The sequence below is a fragment of the Kaistia dalseonensis genome, assembly GCF_030814715.1.
Lineage (GTDB): Bacteria > Pseudomonadota > Alphaproteobacteria > Rhizobiales > Kaistiaceae > Kaistia > Kaistia dalseonensis.
Map to the genome: position 1 here is coordinate 241807 of NZ_JAUSVO010000001.1, position 21171 is coordinate 262977.

The window sequence follows — 21171 nt, forward strand, 5'->3', positions numbered from 1 at the left end:
GCTTTCAGTGAGAGCGTTCGCTGAGTTCGATGAGGCGTGGTGCTATCGATGGAAGCGGCAGGATTTCAACTGCTGCACCGATCGCCGCGGCGGCTTTCGGCATGCCATAGACGGCACTTGTCCCCTTGTCCTGAGCAATCGTCAAATGACCTTTATCACGGAGTGTTTTCAACCCCTTTGCGCCATCTCGCCCCATCCCGGTCAACAGCACGCCCGTGACGTCGCCTGGCCACCAGCGCGCCGCGCTCTCGAAGAAGACGTCGATCGATGGCCGGTACACATAGTCGCGCGGCTCGGCTGTATAGCCGAGTTCCGACGTCGATTTTAAGACGAGATGGTCGGCCGTCGCCGCCACGAACACCGTGCCGGGCTCCAGATGGTCGCCCTCTTCGGCCGAGCGGATCGAAAGCCCCGAATGCGCGCCCAGCCAGGTCGTCAGGCCAGGCACGAATTGCGGATCGACGTGCTGGACGAGAACGAAGGCGGCGGGAAAGTCGGCCGGTATGGTGGCGAGGAGGGCGGCAACGGCAGCCGGCCCGCCGGCCGAAGCGCCGATGGCGATCAGCGAGCCGGCAGCGGCCCGCGCCGGGCGCGCCGTCGGCCGGATCCGCGGAGCCATCGGGCTGTCCTTGGAGAGCTTGCCGATCATCGCGATCTTCGCGAGCAGCGGGCCGGACTGGATGGAGGCCGCGCCGCCGGGACCAGCCGAGGGCATGTCGACGGCGTCGAGCGCGCCGAAGCCCATGGCCTCGTAGACGCCGGGCACATTGGCATCGATGCTCGCGGTGACCAGCAGGATGGGGCAGGGCGTCTCCGCCATGATGCGCCGGGTCGCCTCGACCCCGTCCATCTCCGGCATGGTGATGTCCATCAGCACCAGGTCCGGCAGGTCGCGGCGGCACGCGCTCACGGCCTCGCGCCCATTGCTGGCGATCCAGGCCACCTGATGCTCGGGCACGCTGCCCAAGGCACGCCGCAGCACTTCCACCGCGATGGGAAGATCGTTGACGATGCCGATCCTCACCGGGAATGCCTTTCGATGCGCTTCATTCGGTCGCTTCGCCAATAAGGTCGCCCACGGCGTGGATCAGGGTCTCGTCGTGAAAGCTGCCCTTGGTCAGGTAGTAGTCGGCTCCGGCATCGAGCCCGCGCCGACGGTCTTCCTCGCGATCCTTGTAGGAAACAATCATGACTGGAATGGCGCGCAGTTGCACGTCCTTCTTGATGAGTGTCACCAACTCGATGCCGTCCATGCGAGGCATGTCGATATCGGTCACCACGAGGTCGAACGGATCGGAGCGGACGGCGTTCCACCCATCCATGCCATCGACGGCGACATCGACCTGATAGCCGTGCTGCGACAGCAGCTTGCGCTCGAGTTCGCGCACGGTGAGCGAATCGTCGACGACGAGGACGCGCTTGCGCCGCGCCTTGCCGGCGTCATGCGCCTCACCCTGGATCGACCGGACCCGGCCCAGGGAAGCAAGCTTCTCGACCGAGCGGACGAGGTCGTCCACGTCGATGATCAGGAGCGGCGAGCCGTCCTCCATCAGCGCCGCCGCGCTGATGTCCTTGACCTTGCCGAGGCGCGGATCGAGCGGCCGGACCACGAGTTCGCGCTCGCCCAGGAAGCGATCCACGATGACCCCATAGGCATCGTCATGCTCGCCCACGACGACGACCGATATTTCGCCTTCCCCCGAGTGCGGCTCGCTTCGCTCCAGAAGTTCATGGGCGGTGACGAGGCCGATCTGGCGGCCCTCGAAACGGAAATGCGGCCGGCCTTCCAGCACTTCGACCTCGGCATGTCCGAGCCTGAGTGTCCTGATGATGCCGGCGAGCGGAAACGCATAGGGCTCGCCATCGACTTCGACGATGAGGGTGCGGATGACCGAGAGCGTCAGCGGCAGTTCGAGCTGGAAGCGCGTGCCCGCGCCGAATGTCGAGCTGACGCTCGCAACGCCGCGCACCTGCTTGGCCATGGCCTGGACGGCATCGAGGCCGACGCCACGGCCGGAAATGTCGCTGACCGTCCCCTTCATCGAGAAACCCGGCAGGAAAAGGAACTCGAGCAGCTCCGCCTCGCTCAGCTGCGTTGCCGCTTCCGGCGTGATCAGGCGGCGGTCGAGCACCGCGGTGCGCAACTGATCGAGATCGACGCCATGGCCATCGTCGGCCACGATAATCTGCAACAGCCCGGCATTGTGGCGCGCTTCGAGGCGGATGACGCCTTCCTCCGCCTTCCCGGCCCGGCGCCTTTCCTCTGGCGTCTCGAGGCCGTGGTCGACGGCGTTGCGGAGCAGATGGCCGAGCGGCGCGTCGAGCTGGTCGAGGATGTCGCGGTCGATGCTGGTCGATCCGCCGATGATCTCGACACGAACGCGCTTGCCGAGCGCGCGGCCGAGATCGCGCACCATGCGCGAGAAATGCCGCACGCCGTCCTCGAACGGGCGCATGCGACTTTCGAGCGTTTCGTCGTAAAGCCGGTTGGCGAGGTCGGTGGCGCGACGGTCGAGTGCGTCGATCTCGGCGAGCCGCTCGACCAGATAGTCCTGGCTGCGGCGCAGCCTTTCCTCGACCTCGGTAAGCGCCTCCAGCGTTCTCTCGTCCACGCCGCCGGCCGGCAGGAGCGTGCGGACCGCGTCGAACGACTTGGCGACATCAGACTGCAGCCGGCGCAGGCGGAGCAGGCCATCGCTGAAGGGGCGAATGCGGCGCGCCTGCATGAGGGATTCGCCGGCAAGACCAAGCAGCCGGTTCAGGCTTTCGGCCGTCACGCGCACCATGCGGTCATTGCCATGGTTGCCGGCCAACGGTCCAACCGGATCGCCGGCCTCGACCAGAGGCAGCACGGAGGGCAGGTCGAACTCCGGCTCGGCGACTGGCACGACCGGAGACCGCAGGGTCGAAGGGGGCTCGCTTGCCGGCGGTGCCGGCTCGGACGCGAGGACCTCGTCCAGGGTCTTCAGGAAAGCGTCGACGTCCCTTTCCGCCTTGGCTTCATCCAGCTCGGGCGCCGAGGCGATCGCGACGAGCAGGTCGAGCCCCTTCAACAGCGCGTCGATATGGCCGTGATGCAGTTTCAGCCGGCCATGCTGGGCGGAAACCAGGCACTCCTCCATCGCATGCGCGACGCGGACGGCCGGTGCCAGATCGATGATCCGAGCAGCACCCTTCAGCGAATGGGCAGCCCGCATGCAGGCTTCGAGATGATCGGCGGCGATGGGGTCGCGCTCCAGAGCGAGCAATCCGCTGGTCAGCGCCTCCGACTGCGTGTCGAGTTCGGCCTTGAACAGGTCGAGCATGGAAAACTGGCTGAAATCCTCGTTGCTCATGCGAGGCTCCGATCGAATGCCGCGAGCAGCCGTGCCTCGTCGAGGCAACCCACCGTCTGGTCTTTCCAGGGCAGGGCAGCGATCGAGAATGCCGAGGGAGTCTTGCCAATGGTCGCCGGCACAGGCCGCAATTCGCTTCGGCGATGGCGGAGGATGCCGTGAACCTCGTCGACGATGAACGCCATGCGCCCTTGGTCATGGCCGATCACGACCAGTCGCCTGAAGCCATTGGCGCGCGCACTGCGCTCGGTGGCGCCCTGTTCGTCGATGCCGATCAGCGCGGCGAGCGAAGCGCAGACGATGAGTTCGCCCCTCACATTCACGATGCCGAGGATCGCCTTGTTGCGGCGATGCGGCAGCGAACGGATCGGCCGTGGCTCGGCGATTTCCTCGAAGATCGCCGTTGGCAATGCCAGCCATTCATCGCCGAGCCGGAAGACAACGACCGTCTGGAGCGCGTCTTCCGCGTCGCCTGTACCAGACCCACCCGTCTCCGGGTTTGCATAATGCCGCGCCCATTCCTCGCGATATTCGGCCGGCAGCGGCCGGTCGAGCAGGCGCCTGGCGGCCGCCTCGTGCACCGGGCAGTTGCGGCAATGAAGATGCTCGGCCAGCTTGGGACACGAGCGATCGCCACTGACACCGATCCGCCGCCAGCAAGCATCGATCGGCTGGTCCAGCCGGGTTTCGTCCGCGCCTGTCCCCGTCATGCCGGGCTCCCATTGCCGATCCGCCCGAGGCGGCTGCTCAGCGTCTTCGCCCCGGCAATGTCACCCCGGCGCCTCAGCAGCAGCGCGAGCTGGGCGAGCGTTTCCGCATGGTTCGGCGCGAGATAGAGCGCCTTGCGGTAATATTGGACGGCCTCGTCGGAGGCATCGGCCGCCTCATGGGCGAGGCCAAGCAGATAGAAGATCTCGGCCGAAGGGCCGAAGGCTTCGAGATGGGCGAGCGCCGCTTGCCTCGCCTCGGCGATGCGCCCGGCATTGGCGGACGCCTCGATGGCGGCGAGGCTTGCAGCCGGCAATTCCGGCGCGGGCGCTTGCGCCACGACGGGGGCAGGGCGGGGTCGTGGTGGAGCTGTGCGCGGTATGGGAACGGTCCTGGTCCCGGCAGGCCTGCTCGCCTTCGCGACCCCGATCGCCTTGGGCGGGGTGGCAGCCGGCTTCGCAGCCAGCGGCTGAGTGATTATTGCCTCGGCCTTCCGGAAGGCAAACGCCATCGGCAGGCGTGCGGACACGAAGCCATGGGACGCCGGCAGGCCGGATTCGGCAGGGCCGACGAAGAGCAGTCCGTTCGGCGCGAGCAGGGCGCGGAGGCGCTCGAGGGCGCCGGCCTGTGTGTCACGATCGAAATAGATCAGCAGGTTGCGGCAGAAGATGACGTCATAGGGGGCCGTCCCGGCAAGGAGCGCCGGGTCAAACAGGTTGCCCGCCCGGAAGCGGACACGACCGCGCACCGTTGCGACAGGCGTGTGTCCACCCTCGACGGCTTCGAAATAGCGATCGCGGAAATCGAGATCGGCGCCGCGAAACGAGTTGCGCCCATAGACCGCGCGCTCGGCCTCAACGAGATTGTGGGTCGAGACATCGATGCCGTCGACGGTGAAATCCGTCTCTGCGAAACCGGCGTCGAACATCGCCATGGCGATCGAATAGGGTTCCTCTCCGGTCGAGCAGGGGAGGCTCAGGATGCTGATCGGTCGTCCGGGCACGCGCTCGGCGCGCGCATGGCGCACCATCGCGGCAAAGGCCTCGCGGTCGCGGAAGAACCATGTCTCCGGCACAATAGTGGCGTTGATCAGCTCCTGCACTTCGTGCCGCGACGCCTTCAGCAGGTCTCGATAGGCGGCGATTTCGGCAATGTCGCAGGCGGCCATGCGCTTGCGCACGGCATGGCGGATGATCGAGGGGCCGACCGTGCGGCTGTCGAGCCCGATCTCATCCTTGAGCAATCGTTCGATGGCCGACAGCATGCTCAATCCGTCTCCGCCCGCCGGAACAATATGTCACGAATGTCGGCCGGCAGAAGCCGCTCGGTCCTGACGCGCTGGATCAGTCCGCGCGCGTCGGAGGCGACCGGGCCGAGATAGGCCGGTATGCCGGCCTCGACGCCCGAGGCGACGAAATCCGATGCCGCGCGCTCGATCGTCTCCGTCGCGCGCTCGGCGATGAGCCCGAGGAGATGGATATCACCGTCGGCCGCCGGATAGCGCACGAGGATGATGCGCGTGCTCAGCACCGCCGCGGCCGGGCGGCCGAGCGTCAGCACGTTGAGATCGATGAGCGGGACCGGGCGGCCGCGATAGTTGATCGCGCCGACGACGCCCCTCGGGGCGCCGGGCAGGGCCTTGGTCGCCATCAGCGGCAGGATGGCCTCGACTTCGCCCGCGTCGAGCACATAGCGATCCGTGCCCAGGCTGAACATGAGAAACAGCATCATGCGGCTCCGGCCGGGTGGTGCGGGCGTCTCATGCCCTGACTTTGAAGCGCGAGATGCTGCTGCGCAGGCCGCTCGACACCTGGTTGAGCTCGTCGATGGTGATCGTCGATTGCTGCAGGGATTCGACCGTCTGCTGCACGGCCTCGCTCAATTGCGACAGCGCCTCGCTGATCTGGCCCGCGCCGGTTGCCTGCGCCTGCATGCCTTCATTGGCGATCTCGAAGCGCGGCACGAGGCCCTGGACCTGCTGGATGATCTCGGAGAGCTGATCGCCGACCTGCTGCATGTCGAGCATGCCGCGCCGGACTTCCTCGGAGAACTTGTCCATGCCCATCACGCCCGCCGCGACGGCCGACTGGATGTCCTTGACCATCTGCTCAATGTCGAAGGAGGACACCGCCGTCTGGTCGGCGAGGCGGCGGATCTCGGTCGCCACCACCGCGAAGCCGCGGCCATACTGACCGGCTTTTTCCGCCTCGATGGCGGCGTTCAGCGACAGGAGGTTGGTCTGGTCGGCGACCTTGGTGATGGTGGTGACGACCTGATTGATGTTGCCGGCCTTCTCGCTCAGCACGGCGAGCTTCGCGTTGATGGCGCTGGCCGCCTCCATGACGCGGCGCATGGTCTCCTCCATGCGTGACAGGCCTGCCTGGCCGCCGCCGGCGAGCGTGGCCGTCTGTTCGGCGACGTCGGAGACCTCGTCCATCGTGCGCACCAATTCGTGCGAGGTGGCTGCGATCTGCTTGGCCGTGGCGCCTATCTCCGTCGTGGTCGCGGCGATCTCGCTCGCGGTCGCCTGCTGCTGCTTCGATGTAGCCGCGACCTCGGTGATGGAGGTGTTGACCTGGATGCTCGACCGCTGCACCTGCCCGATCAGCAGCATCAGATCGTCGGCCATCGCATTGACGCCATCGGCGAGCGTGTTGAATTCGTCCTGGTTCTTGAGCTGGAGCCGCTCGGTGAAATCGCCCTTGCGCATGGTGGCGACGATGTCGACCAGCCGCCCGAGCGGGCGCGTGATCGTGCGGAACAGCATAAAGCCGCAGAAGAACGAGAGCAGGAGCGCCGTCGCCGCGCCGATGAGCAGCCCCGTCTCGGCCGAGCGCACGATCGAGACGATCTTCTGCGTCGAGCTATCCGCCTCGGCGCGGTTTAATTCCACCATGGATGTGAGCGCCGCCCGGATCTGGTCGGTGATCGGATTGAGCTTGTCCTTGATCGCGGCCTTCTGGTCATCGCTCTGGAGGCTCGCGAGTGCGCGGCGCTTGGCTTCCAGGATCGCGTCCTCGACCGGAACATAGTTGGCCGAGAGCTGCTGGACCGTGACGAGATTCTGGCGGTCCTGGTCCGTGTCGACGGTCTTGTCGAAGGCGGCCGTCAGATCCTTGAGCCGCGCGCGATTGGTCTGGATCGCCTCGCCGACCTTGTCCATCTCCGCCGGATCGTCCTGGACGACGAATTCCTGCAGCAGGCTCTTCGCCTCCATCCAGCCGGCCATCAGCTGCCCGCTCAGATAGAGCGCCGGGACGGTGTTCTGCTCGACGCTGGTCGCCTCGCGCTCGGTCCTGAGGAACCAGCGATAGGTGACGGTGGCGATGGCGCTCAGGACCAGAAGGATCGCCAGGAAGCTCAATATGATGCGCTGACGTATCGTCACATTCTTCATCGGCTCAATCCGTGGTCGAGGCTTTGCGTGGAACGGCCACGCTCCGCGGCACCCGGCCGGCGGATCGTCGCGGCTGGATGTCCCGGAGGGCCGAAGGACAGAGTGCTCAGCCTAGAAGGGAATTGTTTCATCTCCGTTGAGGCGTGGGATACAGGGCACTTGAAATCCGGCCCGTCTCCGGCCATCTGGTCCGGCGCATCAACGGACGAGGACAGCCACGATCATGACGACCGCCGAAGCAGCCCCCGAAAGCCGCAGTTTTGAGGCTGATGTCGCGAAGCTTCTGCACCTGATGGTGCACTCGATCTATTCCGACAAGGATGTGTTCCTGCGCGAGCTGATCTCGAATGCGGCTGACGCCTGCGAGAAGCTGCGCTACGAGGCCGTCACGACGCCGGCCCTGCTGGGCGACGATCCGCAGCCGCGCATCACGCTCGCCATCGACGCCGAGAAGCGACTGCTGACGGTCGAGGACAATGGCATCGGCATGAGCCGCGACGAGATGGTCGAGGCGCTCGGCACGATCGCCCGCTCGGGCACCAAGGCGTTCATGGACCGCCTCGAGGCGGCGCAGGGCGCCGAGGGCGCGCAACTGATCGGCCAGTTCGGCGTCGGCTTCTATTCGGCCTTCATGGTCGCTGAGCGGGTCGACGTGATCTCGCGCCGCGCCGGCAGCGATACCGCCGCGATCTGGTCCTCGGACGGCAAGGGCGCCTATACGGTCGCCCCGATCGATCTGGACGCGGCGCCGGCGCGCGGCACGCGCGTCGTCCTCCATCTGATGGAGGATGCCACCGACTATACCGAGCGCTTCACGCTGGAGCGCACCGTCAAGGCGCAGTCCGGCCATGTGCCGGTGCCGATCTCGATCATCGAGAAGCCGGGCGCCGAGCCGGAGCAGATCGCCGATGGCGCCGCCCTCTGGACTCGCCCGAAGAGCGAGATCACGAAGGACGAATACACCGATTTCTATCGCAGCGTCGCCGGCCAGTTCGACGAGCCGGCCCTGACCGTGCATTACCGCGCCGAAGGGCGACAGGAATATAGCGCGCTCGTCTTCGTGCCGGAGACGCGGCCCTTCGATCTGTTCGATCCCGACCGCAAGGGCCGGGTGAAGCTCTATGTGAAGCGCGTCTTCATCACCGACGATACCGAGATCCTGCCGCGCTATCTGCGTTTCGTGCGCGGTCTCGTCGATTCGGCCGACATCCCGCTCAACGTCTCGCGCGAGATGATCCAGCAGAGCCCGATCCTCGCTGCGATCAAGAAGGGCGTCACCAACCGCGTGCTCGGCGATCTCGAAAAGCTGGCACAGAGCGATGCCGAGGCATTCGAGAAGATCTGGGAGACCTTCGGCGCCGTCATCAAGGAGGGGCTCTATGAGGACTTCGAGCGGCGCCAGCAATTACTGTCGCTCGCCCGCTTCAAGACGACCGGTTCGGCCGGAAAATGGCGCACGCTCAAGGACTATGTCGGCGGGCTGAAGGAAAACCAGACGGCGATCTATTATATCGTCGGCGATCCGGCGCGGCTTGAATCCTCGCCGCAGCTCGAAGGATTCCGGGCGCGCGGCATCGAGGTGCTGCTGCTTTCCGACCAGGTCGACAGCTTCTGGGTGACGGCGGGCATCGATCACGAGGGCAAGCCGTTCAAGTCGGTGACGCAGGGCGCGGCCGATCTGAAGCTGATCCCGCTGACCGACGCCAAGCCTGAGGAGCCGGCCGAGACGAAGGAGACCGTCACGGCCTTCATCGACTTCGTGAAATCCACATTGGGCGAGGATGTGTCGGATGTGCGCGCATCGGACCGGCTGACGACGAGCGCCGTGTGCCTGGTGGCTCCGGAGAGCGGTATGGACCGGCAACTCGAGCGACTGCTGGCTGAAGCCGGTCGCGGCAATCTCGGGCCGAAGCCTGTGCTCGAGATCAACCCGCGCCATGATCTGGTCGTTGCGCTTTCGGGTCTCGGCGAAGGTGATTCTGTGTTTCGCGAGGATGCCGCCCGGCTTCTCTATGACGAGGCGCGCGTCCTCGATGGTGACAAGCCGCTTGATCCCGCCGCCTTCTCCGAGCGGCTGATGCGGATCATCGAACGCGGCATTCGCTAGGCGGCACGAAGCCCGGCTCCGGAGCACACGCGAAGGGTTCGCGAGAATGCTCCGGGGTGGGCGCGGCGGGGCCGGGCATCACGAAGATCGTCACCCCAGAAACGGCGAAGCCCGGCATCTCGCGATGCCGGGCTTCAATTGGGCTGTGGTCCAAGCCCTTCGCGTGACGAACACTGCCCCCCGGCAATTCGTCACCCGCCGCCAATGCACCTGATCGGTCACCGGACGCCTGATTACATATCAGCCGGCCACCGACTCCCGCTGCTAGTCGGTACAGGTGCATGTGCTGGCCGACCAAGCCCAATATGTTCTTGGCAGCCATACCAAGATGGCGTTGGCCGGATGAGCGCGAGATGAGGCATGTTGGAACATACCCTGCTCGAAATGCTCGTCCGCACCGCCGACCCCCCGATAAGGAACAGATCCGCGGCAAGCTGCTCTATTGAGTCCTTGCCGCTCAAGAACTCTGGCGCGGGCTCGGCTTGCGGTCTACCTACAAATGATCAGGAATTCTTTCAAATCCTTGCAGGTCGATGCGGCCGCTATGTCGACCGGCGATCGAAATAAAGCATGACACGGCCGCCCTTGGCGTGATTGCCGATCCAGAGCGTGCCGCGATGGGCTTCCGCCGCCCGGCGCGCAAGATAAAGGCCGAGGCCCATACCCGGCAGGGACGGCCGTGTGGTGCCACGGAAGAAGGGCGTCGCGAGATAGACGATGTCGTCGACCGGGAAGCCGGGTCCTTCATCGTCGACCGTGATCTCGAACCGTTCCGGGCCAGCCTCGATTCGGACCCGGACCGGCGAGCGCGCCGGCGCAAATTTGAGCGCGTTGCCGATGATGTTTGAGAGCGCCAGCTTGAGCAGCATGGGATCGGCGAGGATGCTGCCATCCGGATCATTCGTTGAAATCCGGATCCGGGCCGCCTCATACCGGTCGAGCTCGAGCGAGCGCACGATCCCCTCCACGGCGGCGGCGGAGAGCGGAATGGGCTCGGCCTCCAGTTCGCCGCGTTCGAGCGGGCCTGCGGCCAGGAAGCGGCTCACCAGCCCGGCCGCATCGCCGGCGCGGGCCTGCATGTTGACGATGCGCGCCTTCTGCGCAGCAGAGAGGCCATCACCACGATAGAGCAGCATCTGCGCCGAGCGCACGATGGTCGCGAGCGGGGTGCGGACCTCGTGGGCCAGCATGGCGAGCATGTTGCGCTGGTTGGCCCGCAGCATGCGCTCATCCGCAAGGGCTCTTGTCAGTTCCTGCTGGACGGCCGTCAGCGTGGCGGTTCGCTCGGCGACCGTCGTCTCGAGCCCGCTCTGCGCGTCGACAAGGGCCTGTCGCGCCGCCTGTCGGTCGGCGGCGAAGCGATAGAGCTGCCAGGCGAGAGCGAGGTTGAGAAAGGCGAGTTGCCCTGCAGATCCGATCAGGAAGCCGAACACGGAGAAGCTGCTGACCGGCAGCGTTCCGGTCTGATCCAGCCGCTGGATCGTGAAGGCGACAATCAGGGTCGCAAGGCCGAGCCCGAAAAAGATCAGGTCGCCTTCGGCTTCGTGACGGATCCAACGCCGGATGATGATGGCGAGCGTCAGGATCGCGATCAGGGCGGCAATCACATAGGCGTTGTTCGATACGGGAACGTACCAGCGGGTACCGATCAGGCAGTAGACACTGGCGAGAACCAGCGGGGCGGCGAGGTAAATCGTGCGAAGGATCCGCTGTGACGGCTTCAGGTCGAGGATCTGCCCGCAGAGCGCCGCGCCCAATATGGAGCAGGCAGGCAGGGCGATGCTGGCGAAGAGTTCGTTTGCCGACTGGCTGTTGATTCCGGTCAGCGACGGAAAGAACCCGATCTGCACCGCCGCCACGCCCGCGACCGATACGAAATAGCCGGCGCTGAAGAGGGCGACACGATTGCGAAGGGCAACGCCGGCAATGAGATGGATGAAGGCGAACAGCAGGGTGACGCCGAGATAGATGCCGCTCCATATCTGCGACGACAGCTGCTGCGCTACGAAGGTTTCGAGCGGCACGGCACGGCCGATCAGCACCTTGGCGCGCATGCCGCTCAGCCGGATGAGGACAAGCGATGTCCTGCCGCCGGGCTCATCGATCAGGAAGGCGTGGCGGATGCGCGGCATCGCCTGATTCTCGACGATCGTTTCCCGGCCTGGTCCGGTGGCGGTGAAAACCCGGAGATCGTCCAGGAAGGCCGGCATCAGCCGGAGCACCCAATCTTCCGGCTTGCCCGGTGGCGGCGCCAGTTGGAAGGCGAGCCAATAGGTGTGTTGCGACAGCCAGGCCGAAAAGAAGCCGGGCAAGGGCGTGAAGGCGCCTTCGCCAAAGAGCGCCTTCGCCTCCTCCGGATCCAGCTTGCCCTCGGGGTCATCGAGCACGGAGAGATGCCCCGCGAGGCTGCCGGGCGCCATCAGGGCGGCTACCGGCGCCGAGGCCAGCGCATGTCCGGCCCAACCGATCAGGACGAATGCGAGAGCGAGCCGCCCGAGGCCGGCGAGCACGGTATCGCGAAGGGGGCAACAGCGTCGGCTCATTTGGATTTCGTAAGGGAACGACGTTAGAATGCGTGGCAGTTCATCACCCCAGCGCGGCCTGTAGCGAACGTGTCAGCCGGAATCGTTGTTGTCGAGGACACTGTCTCGTTACGGGAGGATCTCGTCGAGTTCCTGCTCGATCGTGGCTTTGATGCTTTCGGGGCCGGGGATGGCCGCGCGCTCGATGCGGTCATGGCCAATCATGCCATCGATCTCGTGCTGCTCGATCTGAACCTGCCGCTGGAAGGCGGGTTCAGCATTGCGCGGCGGCTGCGCCAGACATCGGATGTCGGCATCGTCATCCTCTCGTGCCGCGATGCCGATCGCGACCGGGTATCGGGCATAGAGGCAGGGGCCGATGCCTATCTCGTCAAGGAAGCGAGTCTCGAACTGATCGAGGCGACGTGTCGCGGCGTGCTGCGGCGTGTCCGTCCGGGCCGGCCGAATATCGCTCCCGCCGACCATGCCGTGCCATGGCGGCTGGAGACCACGGGATGGCGGCTCAGCGGCCCGACGGGCGGCGCGGTCCGCCTGACCGGCTCCGAATTCGAGCTTCTCGCGGTGATCATGCAGGAACCCGGCGCGACGATCGCGCGCGAGGAGATCCTGAGCCGCATGGGCCGCGTGCCGACACGCGAGAACGAGCGCGCGATCGAAGTTCGAATCAGCCGGCTGAAGCGTCGCGTCGGCGCCGAGATCGGCCAGCCGCTGCCGTTGCAGAGCATTTATGGCCGCGGCTACTGCTTCCAGGCCGCAGCGCTCGTGACGCCGTAGCGGCAAGTGCCGGCCTCAGTCGTCGAGCTGGAGTTCGTTGCCGACCGTCGGCGACATGAAGCGCTTCAACTGGCCGATAATCTGCTCGGCGTGCTGTCGGCCCAGCTCGTCGGCGCGGCGCATGTCATGCGCCTCGATCGCCTCGATGATCTGCTCATGTTCCTTGACGTATTGCGGCGGCAGGTGATCCTCGAAGATCGCGTAATAAAGCCTGAGCAGCCGTGTCCCCTCGTTGAGCAGGCGCGCGAACAGCTCGATATAGTACCGGTTGCCGCCGGCCTCGGCGATGGCGAGGTGGAACTGTCGGTTCCGTTCGATCATGGCGATGGCATCGGCCTCGTCCACAGCGCGGGCGAATTCGAGCTGCCGGGCATGGATTTCGAGGAGGTCGGCATCGCTGCGGCGCTCGGCGGCGAGTCGCGTCGTCACGCGGTACATCAGCATGAGCGCGTCGAGATAGGCCGGCAGCTCCGCATAGTCGATCGCGGAGACAATGGTGTTGCGGTTCGGCAGGGTCGTTGCGAGCCCTTCCGAAACGAGCTTCACCAGCGCCTCGCGGATCGGCGTCCGCGACAGGCCGAAGCGAAGCGCCAGGCCGGTCTCGTCGAGCTGGTCGCCGGGCGCAATCGTCATGTCGAGAATGTCGCGCTTCAGCGCTTCATAAACCGTCGCGACGCCCGCACCGCGCCGCGGCCCGACCTTTTCCGGTCCGGGTTTTCCAGCCCCGGTCTTCCCGTCTGTCTCGCGCTTCACCCCGACACCTCAAATCTGGCACGGCGCAGGAAGAGCACAGAGCGGGGAGGAAGCGCAATCATTTACCCGACGAACGGCGCCGTCGACGCGCTTATGCCGCGAGGCCGATCAGCCGCCGGTCATGCTCATATGGCGGCCGACCGCCGGGCGCTGATGATCGCGGTCGATGATGAAATCATGGCCCTTGGGCTTCCGGAGGATCGCCTCGTCGATCGCCGCGGCGAGCAGTTCATTACCCTCCGAGGCGCGAAGCGGCGCGCGCAGGTCCTTCGCGTCCTCCTGGCCGAGGCACATGAAGAGCGTTCCCGTGCAGGTCACGCGTACCCTGTTGCAGCTCTCGCAGAAATTGTGCGTGAGCGGCGTGATGAAGCCGATCCGGCCACCCGTCTCCGCCACTTCGACATAGCGCGCGGGGCCGCCCGTCCGGTACCCGATCTCGCCGAGCGTCCAGCTTTTCGAAAGGCGATCCCGCACGGTCGAGAGCGGCAGATACTGGTCGGTCCGGTCTTCGCCAATTTCGCCGAGCGGCATGGTCTCGATCAGCGTCAGGTCCATGCCGCGACCATGCGCCCAGCGAATCATGTCGTCGAATTCGTGCTCGTTGACGCCCTTGAGCGCGACGGCGTTGATCTTGACCTTGATTCCGGCCGCCAGGGCGGCATCGATCCCGGCCAGCACCTTGCCCAGATCGCCCCACCGCGTGATGGCGCGGAAGCGGTCCGGATCGAGCGTGTCGACCGACACGTTGATCCGCCGGACCCCGGCCTCGGCGAGTTCGCCCGCATAGCGGGAGAGCTGCGAGCCATTGGTGGTCAGCGTCAGTTCCTGGAGCGCGCCGCTTTCGAGATGCCGCGACAGCGAGCGGATCAGGCTCATGATGTTGCGGCGGACGAGCGGTTCGCCGCCGGTCAGCCGCAGCCGTCGGACGCCTTTCTCGATGAAGGCCGAGCAGAGCCGGTCGAGCTCTTCCAGCGTCAGCACGTCGCGCTTCGGCAGGAAGGTCATGTCTTCCGCCATGCAATAGACGCAACGGAAATCGCAACGATCGGTAACCGAAACGCGCAGATAGCTGATCGTTCGCCCGAACGGATCAACCATCGGGGCCTGCCTGGGGGAAGGAAGCGGCTGGTTCATGCTGTATCCCTGGCTGCCGTAAACATGACCGCCTTCTCCTCCTATTTAGAGGACTATGGGGAGCGTTCAAAGTGCCACCGCATCGGATTTTGCCATGAGGGTCGCTCTGACCTTTTCGGCGCTGTGCACACCGGCCGTTGCGATCGTCGCGGGGAAGGCTAAACAGGAGCCCGACCGGGTCGCCATGACCCAAGGAGATCGCCATGTCCGAGACTGCCCCCTGGCCGACGGAAATCCGTCTTTCGCCTGACAAGCGCACGCTGACCGTCGCCTTCGAGGACGGTCAGAAATACGCGCTTTCAGCCGAATATCTCCGCGTGACCAGCCCTTCGGCCGAAGTGCAGGGCCACACGCCGGACCAGAAGATCACCGTGCCGGGCAAGATCAACGTAGCGATCCGCTCCGTCGATCCCGTGGGGAACTACGCCGTGCGCCTCAATTTCGACGACGGTCACCATACCGGCCTCTATTCATGGACGTATCTCGCCGAGCTCGGGCGCGATCATGCCAGGATCTGGGGCCAGTATCTGAGCGAAGTCGAGGCCAAGGGTCTCTCGCGCGCGCGGCTCTGACGCCGCGCGATCTACTTCTTTTCAACCCGATAGGTCGCGAGCGAAGCGATCTCGACGTCGCCGAACCGTCTTGTGAGATCGCCCACGAAGACGGGCGTCCCGAAGGAGAGGCCGAGCGCGGCGCCGGCGTCGTCAGGGCTGCCGACGAGTAGCCCGACGCCCGAGACGCCTGCCGGCGACCGTCCGGCCATGGATCCATAGCGCTCGGGCTCGTTCGCCTGCAGGACCGTCACGCCGGGCAGGTTGCGCACCAGTTCGGCGTTGAGCTGGTAATTGTCGGTCAGCACATAGGCTGCGCCAATCTCCCGTCGCCGTTCATCGACAGCGGCGGCCAGTTCCGGCCAGCCTCGCGTCATCCGGATGATCGGGTCATGCTCGCCAAACAGCGTGACAGGCGTGATGCAGGCCTGGATGATGCCGAGGGCGAGAATGAGAGCGGCCAGCGGCAGAGCAATGGTCCTGGCCGTTCGGAAACGCACGACGTCGCTCTGAAAGGCGCGCAGCAGCGCGGTCGCGGCTGTGATCGCCAACGCCGGATAGAGGAAGCCCGGCCAGTTGCCTTCGACCCGCGCCCGCAGGGCGTGGAAAGCGAAGTAAGCCGCGGGCACGAGAATGAGGCAGAGCAGCAGACGGCGCTTCTCAGGTGTCTCGTAAAGGAACCGGCATGCCGGGCCGAGGCCTGCGAACGCGAAAACGAGGATGAGCGGAGAGGCGAGGCCGAGTTGCGCGCCGAAGAGTTCGAGCAGGTATTCCGGAGCGAACGTCCAGTGTTGCGCCGCGCGGCCACCCTGCTTGGCGAACGTCGCCCATTCGTGCTGCGCGTTCCACAGGATATTGGGCGCGAAGATCGAACACGCCACCAGCAGGCCGATCCAGGGCCAGGGACCCGCCAAGCGTCGCCGCCAGGCCGGGATGGTCAGCAAGGCCAGGACCAGGCCGGCCGCCAGGAGAGCGGCTGAATATTTCGATTGCAGCGCCAGGCCGGTTGCGAGGCCGCCGGCAATCCAGAGACCGCTCGCGCCGTCTTCATCGACGAGGCGCGCGGCGCAATAGACCATCGCGGAAGAGAAGAGCAACAGTGGCGCATCGGGAGTGGCCAGCGCCATGCCGAAGAAGCCCATCGGCGTCAGGTTGAAGATGAGCGCCGCCAGCGGACCGGCGCGCTGGTCATCCACGAGCCGCTCTGCCGCCTGCCAGATGAACCAGCTCGCGGCCGCAGCGCCGAGCAGCCCGAGCAGGCGGACGCCGAGCGGATTGTCGCCCGCGATCGTGATCCCGGCGCGAATGAACAGAGCGATCATCGGCGGATGATCGAAATAGCCGAAGGAGAGGTTATGCGCCCAAAGCGCGTAATAGGCTTCGTCGGGTACGAGCGGCACGCTGGCCGCGACGAACAGGCGCGCGAGCTGCAGCATCGCCAACATGAGGAAGACTGTAGCCCTGACGTCGAATGTGAAGGCAAAGCCTGCCCGGCCCCGTCCTTCTGCGAGATCGGTCATGCGGCGATCCAGAGAGGCGTGGCAGTCTGTTCACGCGACAACGCGCCCACTGCGATCGCTGCGAATGGGGCGTTCACGGGGTTGGCTCGCGACGGTGCGCCGATCCGGGCCCGCACGAAAGAAGTGTTCCTGAGCATGAATATGACGCGCTGACCTCGCTCTGCACAGCACGGTGCTAGGGCAGCCGAATTAGCCGGGAATTAGCCCCGCACAGAGATGTCGAGGCGCGCGACGAGCCCGGGTCCGGGCGTTCGGTTGGCGAGCGTGATGACAGCCTTGCTTCGCTCGGCCGCGGCTCGGGCGATGGCGAGGCCGAGCCCGCTTCCCTCAATGTCGGGCGGCGCCGCCCGGTAGAAGCGCTCGAAGACGTGTTGCAGGGCGGCTTCGTCTATACCCGGTCCGGTATCGCGGATCTCGATGCTCGCTCCGTCGGGCGCCGCGATGATTGCCACATCGACCGTTCCGCCCGGCGGGGTGTAGCGGATCGCGTTATCGAGGAGATTGTCGATTGCCACGGCCAGATCGGCCGCAGATCCCATGATCTCGGCCGCATCCTGTCGAACGACGCCGAGATCGATCCCGCGCTGTTCGGCAACCGGCGCGATGCGGGCGATGCAATCGAGCGTCAAGGCGGTGAGATCGAGGGGCGTCATGGCCCCACGAATCTCGCTTGCATCGTAGCGAGCGAGGCTGAGCAACTGGCTCACAAGCGCCGAACTGCGCTGGACGCCTTGATCGAGTTCCGCCAGGCGAGCGCTCAATTCGGTCGGTTTCGCCGTCTGCAGCCCGCCGATCTGGATGCGGAGCGCGGTCAGGGGCGTTCGAAGCTGGTGCGCGGCGTCGGATACGAAGCGGCGCTGACGTTCGAGGCTCGTCCGCAGCCGGGCGAGCAGGACATTGATCGATGTGACGAACGGGATGACTTCCTGCGGGACGTCGTCCAGCGGGATCGGCGTGCCGTCGGACGGGTCGCGCCGGCCGACAGCGAGCGCCAGCTGGTCGAGCCGTCCGATGACCCGGCTTATGATCCAGTTCAGGATCAGCCAGGATAGCGGGATCAGCAGCGTGGTCGGGATGGCCGCCTGCACCGCGGCACTGGTCGCAAACTCGTTCCTGACCGTCATTTGCTGCGAGATTTGGACGGTTCGGCCTTCATCGGCGAGCGTGTAGACGCGCCAGGTCTCGCCCGAGGCCGATGCGCTCGTGAAACCCGTCAATGTCTGGCGGGGGATCGAGATGCTCGGATCAGAGATCCGGATGAGATCGCCGTTCCTGTTCCAGACCTGGACCAGGAAATCATCGTCCGGATCGTTCTCGTCATCGGATGTCGGGGGCGGCGCGGTCGATTTGGGCTCGCCATCGCCGACATAGATGGCGATGCGCCGCAACTGACCATCGAGAAAATCATCGGCCTCGGCCCGCATCAGCCCATATGAAACGATCGCGGCAATGAGCCCGATGATCGTCATCAAGGCCGCGAGCCAGAGGAATGCCGTGGTCTTGAGCGACATCAGGCCTTGCCTTTGGCGACCATCCAGCCGGCGCCGCGCACATTGTAGATGATGTCCTTGTCGAACTTCCGGCGCACATAATGGATCAGGACGTCGATCGCATTGCTTTCGACCTCGTCGCCCCAGCCATAGATGCTCTCCTCGAGCTGAGTCCGGGAGAGGATCGTGCCCGGTCGCTTGAGCAACGCGTGCATCAACGCGAATTCGCGAGCCGGCAAGATCTGCGTCTGGCCGCGATAGGTCAGTTCATGGCTGGCGAGGTCGATCTCGATTTCGCCATTGCCGATGACCGAGGCCGCCTGGCCGGCATGCCGGCGGACGACGGCGCGGATGCGGGCCATCAGTTCCCTGAGGTCGAACGGCTTCGCCAGATAGTCGTCGGCTCCGAGATCGAGGCTTGCGATCCGGTCGTCCAGCTCATCGCGCGCCGTGATGACGAGAACCGGCGTCTTGTCGCCGCTTCCTCTGACCGTGCGCAATATCTCGGTTCCGTCGCGACCGGGCAGACCGAGATCGAGCAATACGATCGCATAGTCGCCAACCGTGATCGCTTCGGCACCCATCTGGCCGTCGCGGACCCAGTCCACCGACATGCCGGCGTCCTCCAGGCTGCGGCGGAGCCCTTGCCCGATCATCGGGTCGTCCTCGATCAGCAGAATGCGCATGATGCAATTCTATGCCGGGCCGCGCCGGGAAGACAGTCGCCCCGGGCGTATTGATCGCTTCGGGCCGCCAAATGAACCTCGGCGCAGGCACATCCAATTGGATGGTCATATTGCTGGCTCGCTTTGGCGCTACCATGTTCGGCATGGGTGATCGATGGGGCGCGACTATTGTCGAGCGGATCGGGCGCCTCGGGAAAGATCAATGAATCAGCCAGATAGCAGCGGCCGAAAGGCCTTCTGCATTGGGAGTATCATGCGCGGCATGGTCCGATGACACACTGGGTCCAGGTGATCATCGACCTGATCGCGCAACATCCGCATTGGACGAACTGGGCGGTCTTCTTGACCGCGATGACCGAATCGCTCGCGATCGTGGGCATTTTCGTGCCCGGAACAGCGATTCTGATCGCGGTCGGCTCGGTCGCGGGGCTCGGCCATGTCAGCCTCGGCGCCGTCATCTTCTTCGCGATTCTGGGCGCGATCATCGGCGACGGCATCTCCTATTGGCTCGGCCATCGCTACAAGGCGTTGATTCCGACCGTCTGGCCGTTCCGACAGCGCCCCGGAATCCTGGCCCTGGGAGAGGCTTTCTTTCGCAGTCATGGCGCGAAGAGCGTCTTCATCGGGCGCTTCGTGCCGACGATCCGCGCGATCATACCGCTGGTCGCCGGAATCGTCGGGATGAAGCCGGCGCGATTCTACGTCGCCAACGTGCTGTCAGCGGCTGTGTGGGGGCCCGCCCATATCCTGCCGGGGGCCTTTATCGGCCTGTCGCTGGACTGGCTGGACCTGCCGGCCGACCGGGTCGTGCCCTGGTCGATCGGCGCGATCGTGGTGGCATTGCTCGGCTATGTGCTCTTCAAGCTCGTCGCCCGGCGTTACCAACGGGTTGGCCGCGGCTAGCTCTCCGTTGCGTTGGCGTTGCCTGCCGTTGCGTTTCAGCGCAGGAACGTGCGCAGCCGGTCGAGCCCGTCCTCGATCTTCTCCGGCGCGGCCGCGAAGCACCAGCGCAGCCAGCCATCGCCCTCAGGCCCGAAGGCGCTTCCCGGCGCCAGGCCGAGGCCGACCTTCTCGACGAGACCGCGCGCGAGCTCCATGCAGTCCGGCCGGCCCTCGATCCGGAAGAATGTGTACATCGCACCATCCGCCTCAGGCACATCCACCGAACCGAGCGCGCGCAGCCCGTCGACGAGGAGCGCGCGCGAGCGGGCGAGGTCGGCGCGGAAGCGAAGCACCTCGTCCTCGCTGCGGGGATCGCTGACCGCGGCGATCGCGGCATGCTGGGTGAAGTCGGGAATGCAGGAGGTATTATATTCGATGACCTTGGCGAGATCGTCCATGATCGCCGTCGGCGCAGTGATCCAGCCGACGCGCCAGCCGGTCATGCGCCAGGCCTTCGAGAAGCTGTTGACGACGATCAGCCGGTCCTCGGGATCGGCGAGGCTCAGCATGGACGGCGCGGCATTGAGGCCGGGCCGGAAGACGATCCGCTCATAGACATCGTCCGAGAGGATCCAGATGCCATGGCGCCGGCAATGGGCGAAAAGAGCGGCCTGGTCCTCGGCCTCGATCGTCCAGCCCGTCGGGTTGTTGGGCGAGTTGACGATCAACATGCGGGTATCCGGCGTCAGTTCCTCGATCAGCCGTTCGACGTCGAGGCGCCAGCGGCCATTCTCGATAACGAGGGAGTGGCGGACCACGTCGGCGCCCATGATCTTCGGGATCTCGGCGATGTTCGGCCAGATCGGCGTGACGACGACGACGCGGTCGCCGGGCGAGACGATCAATTGCGAGGTCAGCATCAGGCCTGAATCGCCGGAGGCGACGGCCGCAACGCGGCCTTCGTCGATCGAAATCCCGTGCAGGGCGCTGCTATAGCGGGCAATGGCGCTCCGCAGCGCCGGGCGGCCGAGATTCTGGCTGTAGAAGGTCTCATGCCGTCGCAGCGAGGCGATGCCGGCCTCGGTGATGAAATCGGGGGTCGGCTGGTCGCTTTCGCCGAACCAGAACGCGGCCATGTCCCGCCGTCCCATGGCGGCATTGGCGATGACGCGAATGCGGGAGGCGGCCAGCGCGCCGATGGCGGGGCGGGCGGTCGGCGGGAAGGCGGAAGTCTCACGCGTCATTCGGGATCTCCAGATATCAGGAGGGGCCGGTCGTCCGACCGGCCCCT

Annotated in this window: 17 protein-coding genes; 4 read left to right on the plus strand and 13 right to left on the minus strand. The window is 65.6% G+C overall.

Features of this window, described 5'->3' with window-relative positions; genetic code table 11:
- Nucleotides 1-4: 4 nt before the first annotated feature.
- The 6 genes from QO014_RS01115 to QO014_RS01140 are packed head-to-tail and all read right to left on the minus strand — an operon-like array spanning nucleotide 5 to nucleotide 7440.
- Nucleotides 5-1024 (minus strand): chemotaxis response regulator protein-glutamate methylesterase, encoded by a 1020-nt coding sequence (locus tag QO014_RS01115; protein ID WP_266346809.1) that lies wholly within the window; start codon nucleotides 1022-1024, stop codon nucleotides 5-7.
- A gap of 22 nt (nucleotides 1025-1046) precedes the next feature.
- The gene (locus tag QO014_RS01120; protein ID WP_266346810.1) at nucleotides 1047-3335 is read right to left on the minus strand and encodes a hybrid sensor histidine kinase/response regulator; all 2289 of its coding nucleotides are present in this window, start codon (nucleotides 3333-3335) and stop codon (nucleotides 1047-1049) included.
- Nucleotides 3332-4045 carry a chemotaxis protein CheW gene (locus tag QO014_RS01125; protein ID WP_266346811.1) on the minus strand — a complete coding sequence of 238 codons (714 nt, stop codon included), beginning with the start codon at nucleotides 4043-4045 and terminating at the stop codon, nucleotides 3332-3334. The genes QO014_RS01120 and QO014_RS01125 overlap by 4 nt, the downstream gene beginning before the upstream one ends.
- Nucleotides 4042-5307 carry a CheR family methyltransferase gene (locus QO014_RS01130; RefSeq protein WP_266346812.1) on the minus strand — a complete coding sequence of 422 codons (1266 nt, stop codon included), beginning with the start codon at nucleotides 5305-5307 and terminating at the stop codon, nucleotides 4042-4044. The genes QO014_RS01125 and QO014_RS01130 overlap by 4 nt, the downstream gene beginning before the upstream one ends.
- Nucleotides 5308-5309: 2 nt before the next feature.
- Nucleotides 5310-5774: a chemotaxis protein CheW gene (locus QO014_RS01135; protein WP_266346813.1), complete on the minus strand. Its 465-nt coding sequence runs from the start codon at nucleotides 5772-5774 to the stop codon at nucleotides 5310-5312.
- A gap of 28 nt (nucleotides 5775-5802) precedes the next feature.
- Nucleotides 5803-7440 carry a methyl-accepting chemotaxis protein gene (locus tag QO014_RS01140; RefSeq protein ID WP_266346814.1) on the minus strand — a complete coding sequence of 546 codons (1638 nt, stop codon included), beginning with the start codon at nucleotides 7438-7440 and terminating at the stop codon, nucleotides 5803-5805.
- Between the two features lie 223 nt (nucleotides 7441-7663).
- On the opposite strand from QO014_RS01140, the gene htpG reads away from it, so the two are divergent.
- On the plus strand, nucleotides 7664-9547 hold the full coding sequence (gene htpG, locus QO014_RS01145; protein ID WP_266346815.1) for a molecular chaperone HtpG: 1884 nt from the start codon (nucleotides 7664-7666) through the stop codon (nucleotides 9545-9547).
- 542 nt (nucleotides 9548-10089) lie between these two features.
- Here htpG and QO014_RS01150 read toward each other — a convergent pair.
- The gene (locus QO014_RS01150; protein ID WP_266346816.1) at nucleotides 10090-12090 is read right to left on the minus strand and encodes a sensor histidine kinase; all 2001 of its coding nucleotides are present in this window, start codon (nucleotides 12088-12090) and stop codon (nucleotides 10090-10092) included.
- Between the two features lie 69 nt (nucleotides 12091-12159).
- On the opposite strand from QO014_RS01150, the gene QO014_RS01155 reads away from it, so the two are divergent.
- Nucleotides 12160-12864 (plus strand): response regulator transcription factor, encoded by a 705-nt coding sequence (locus QO014_RS01155; RefSeq protein WP_266346817.1) that lies wholly within the window; start codon nucleotides 12160-12162, stop codon nucleotides 12862-12864.
- A 15-nt stretch (nucleotides 12865-12879) separates the two neighbouring features.
- Here the strand turns inward: QO014_RS01155 and QO014_RS01160 are convergent, their stop codons facing one another.
- Nucleotides 12880-13617 (minus strand): GntR family transcriptional regulator, encoded by a 738-nt coding sequence (locus tag QO014_RS01160; RefSeq protein ID WP_266346818.1) that lies wholly within the window; start codon nucleotides 13615-13617, stop codon nucleotides 12880-12882.
- 108 nt (nucleotides 13618-13725) lie between these two features.
- Nucleotides 13726-14751: a GTP 3',8-cyclase MoaA gene (gene moaA, locus QO014_RS01165; protein WP_266346819.1), complete on the minus strand. Its 1026-nt coding sequence runs from the start codon at nucleotides 14749-14751 to the stop codon at nucleotides 13726-13728.
- A gap of 203 nt (nucleotides 14752-14954) precedes the next feature.
- Here moaA and QO014_RS01170 point away from each other — a divergent pair, with 203 nt between their 5' ends.
- On the plus strand, nucleotides 14955-15323 hold the full coding sequence (locus tag QO014_RS01170; RefSeq protein ID WP_266346820.1) for a gamma-butyrobetaine hydroxylase family protein: 369 nt from the start codon (nucleotides 14955-14957) through the stop codon (nucleotides 15321-15323).
- An 11-nt stretch (nucleotides 15324-15334) separates the two neighbouring features.
- On the opposite strand, the gene QO014_RS01175 is transcribed toward QO014_RS01170, so the two are convergent.
- The 3 genes from QO014_RS01175 to QO014_RS01185 form a co-directional block, all read right to left on the minus strand.
- On the minus strand, nucleotides 15335-16822 hold the full coding sequence (locus tag QO014_RS01175) for an ArnT family glycosyltransferase (RefSeq protein ID WP_266346821.1): 1488 nt from the start codon (nucleotides 16820-16822) through the stop codon (nucleotides 15335-15337).
- A gap of 200 nt (nucleotides 16823-17022) precedes the next feature.
- A complete protein-coding gene (locus QO014_RS01180; RefSeq protein WP_266346822.1) occupies nucleotides 17023-18333 on the minus strand; it encodes an ATP-binding protein in 1311 nt (436 codons plus the stop codon).
- Nucleotides 18333-18998 carry a response regulator transcription factor gene (locus QO014_RS01185; protein WP_266346823.1) on the minus strand — a complete coding sequence of 222 codons (666 nt, stop codon included), beginning with the start codon at nucleotides 18996-18998 and terminating at the stop codon, nucleotides 18333-18335. The genes QO014_RS01180 and QO014_RS01185 overlap by 1 nt, the downstream gene beginning before the upstream one ends.
- Before the next feature lie 270 nt (nucleotides 18999-19268).
- Here QO014_RS01185 and QO014_RS01190 point away from each other — a divergent pair, with 270 nt between their 5' ends.
- The gene (locus QO014_RS01190) at nucleotides 19269-19901 is read left to right on the plus strand and encodes a DedA family protein (protein WP_266346824.1); all 633 of its coding nucleotides are present in this window, start codon (nucleotides 19269-19271) and stop codon (nucleotides 19899-19901) included.
- Nucleotides 19902-19936: 35 nt separating this feature from the next.
- Here QO014_RS01190 and QO014_RS01195 read toward each other — a convergent pair whose 3' ends face one another.
- Nucleotides 19937-21124, minus strand: coding sequence for a pyridoxal phosphate-dependent aminotransferase (locus tag QO014_RS01195; RefSeq protein WP_266346825.1), 1188 nt, complete (start codon nucleotides 21122-21124; stop codon nucleotides 19937-19939).
- Nucleotides 21125-21171: the final 47 nt, after the last annotated feature.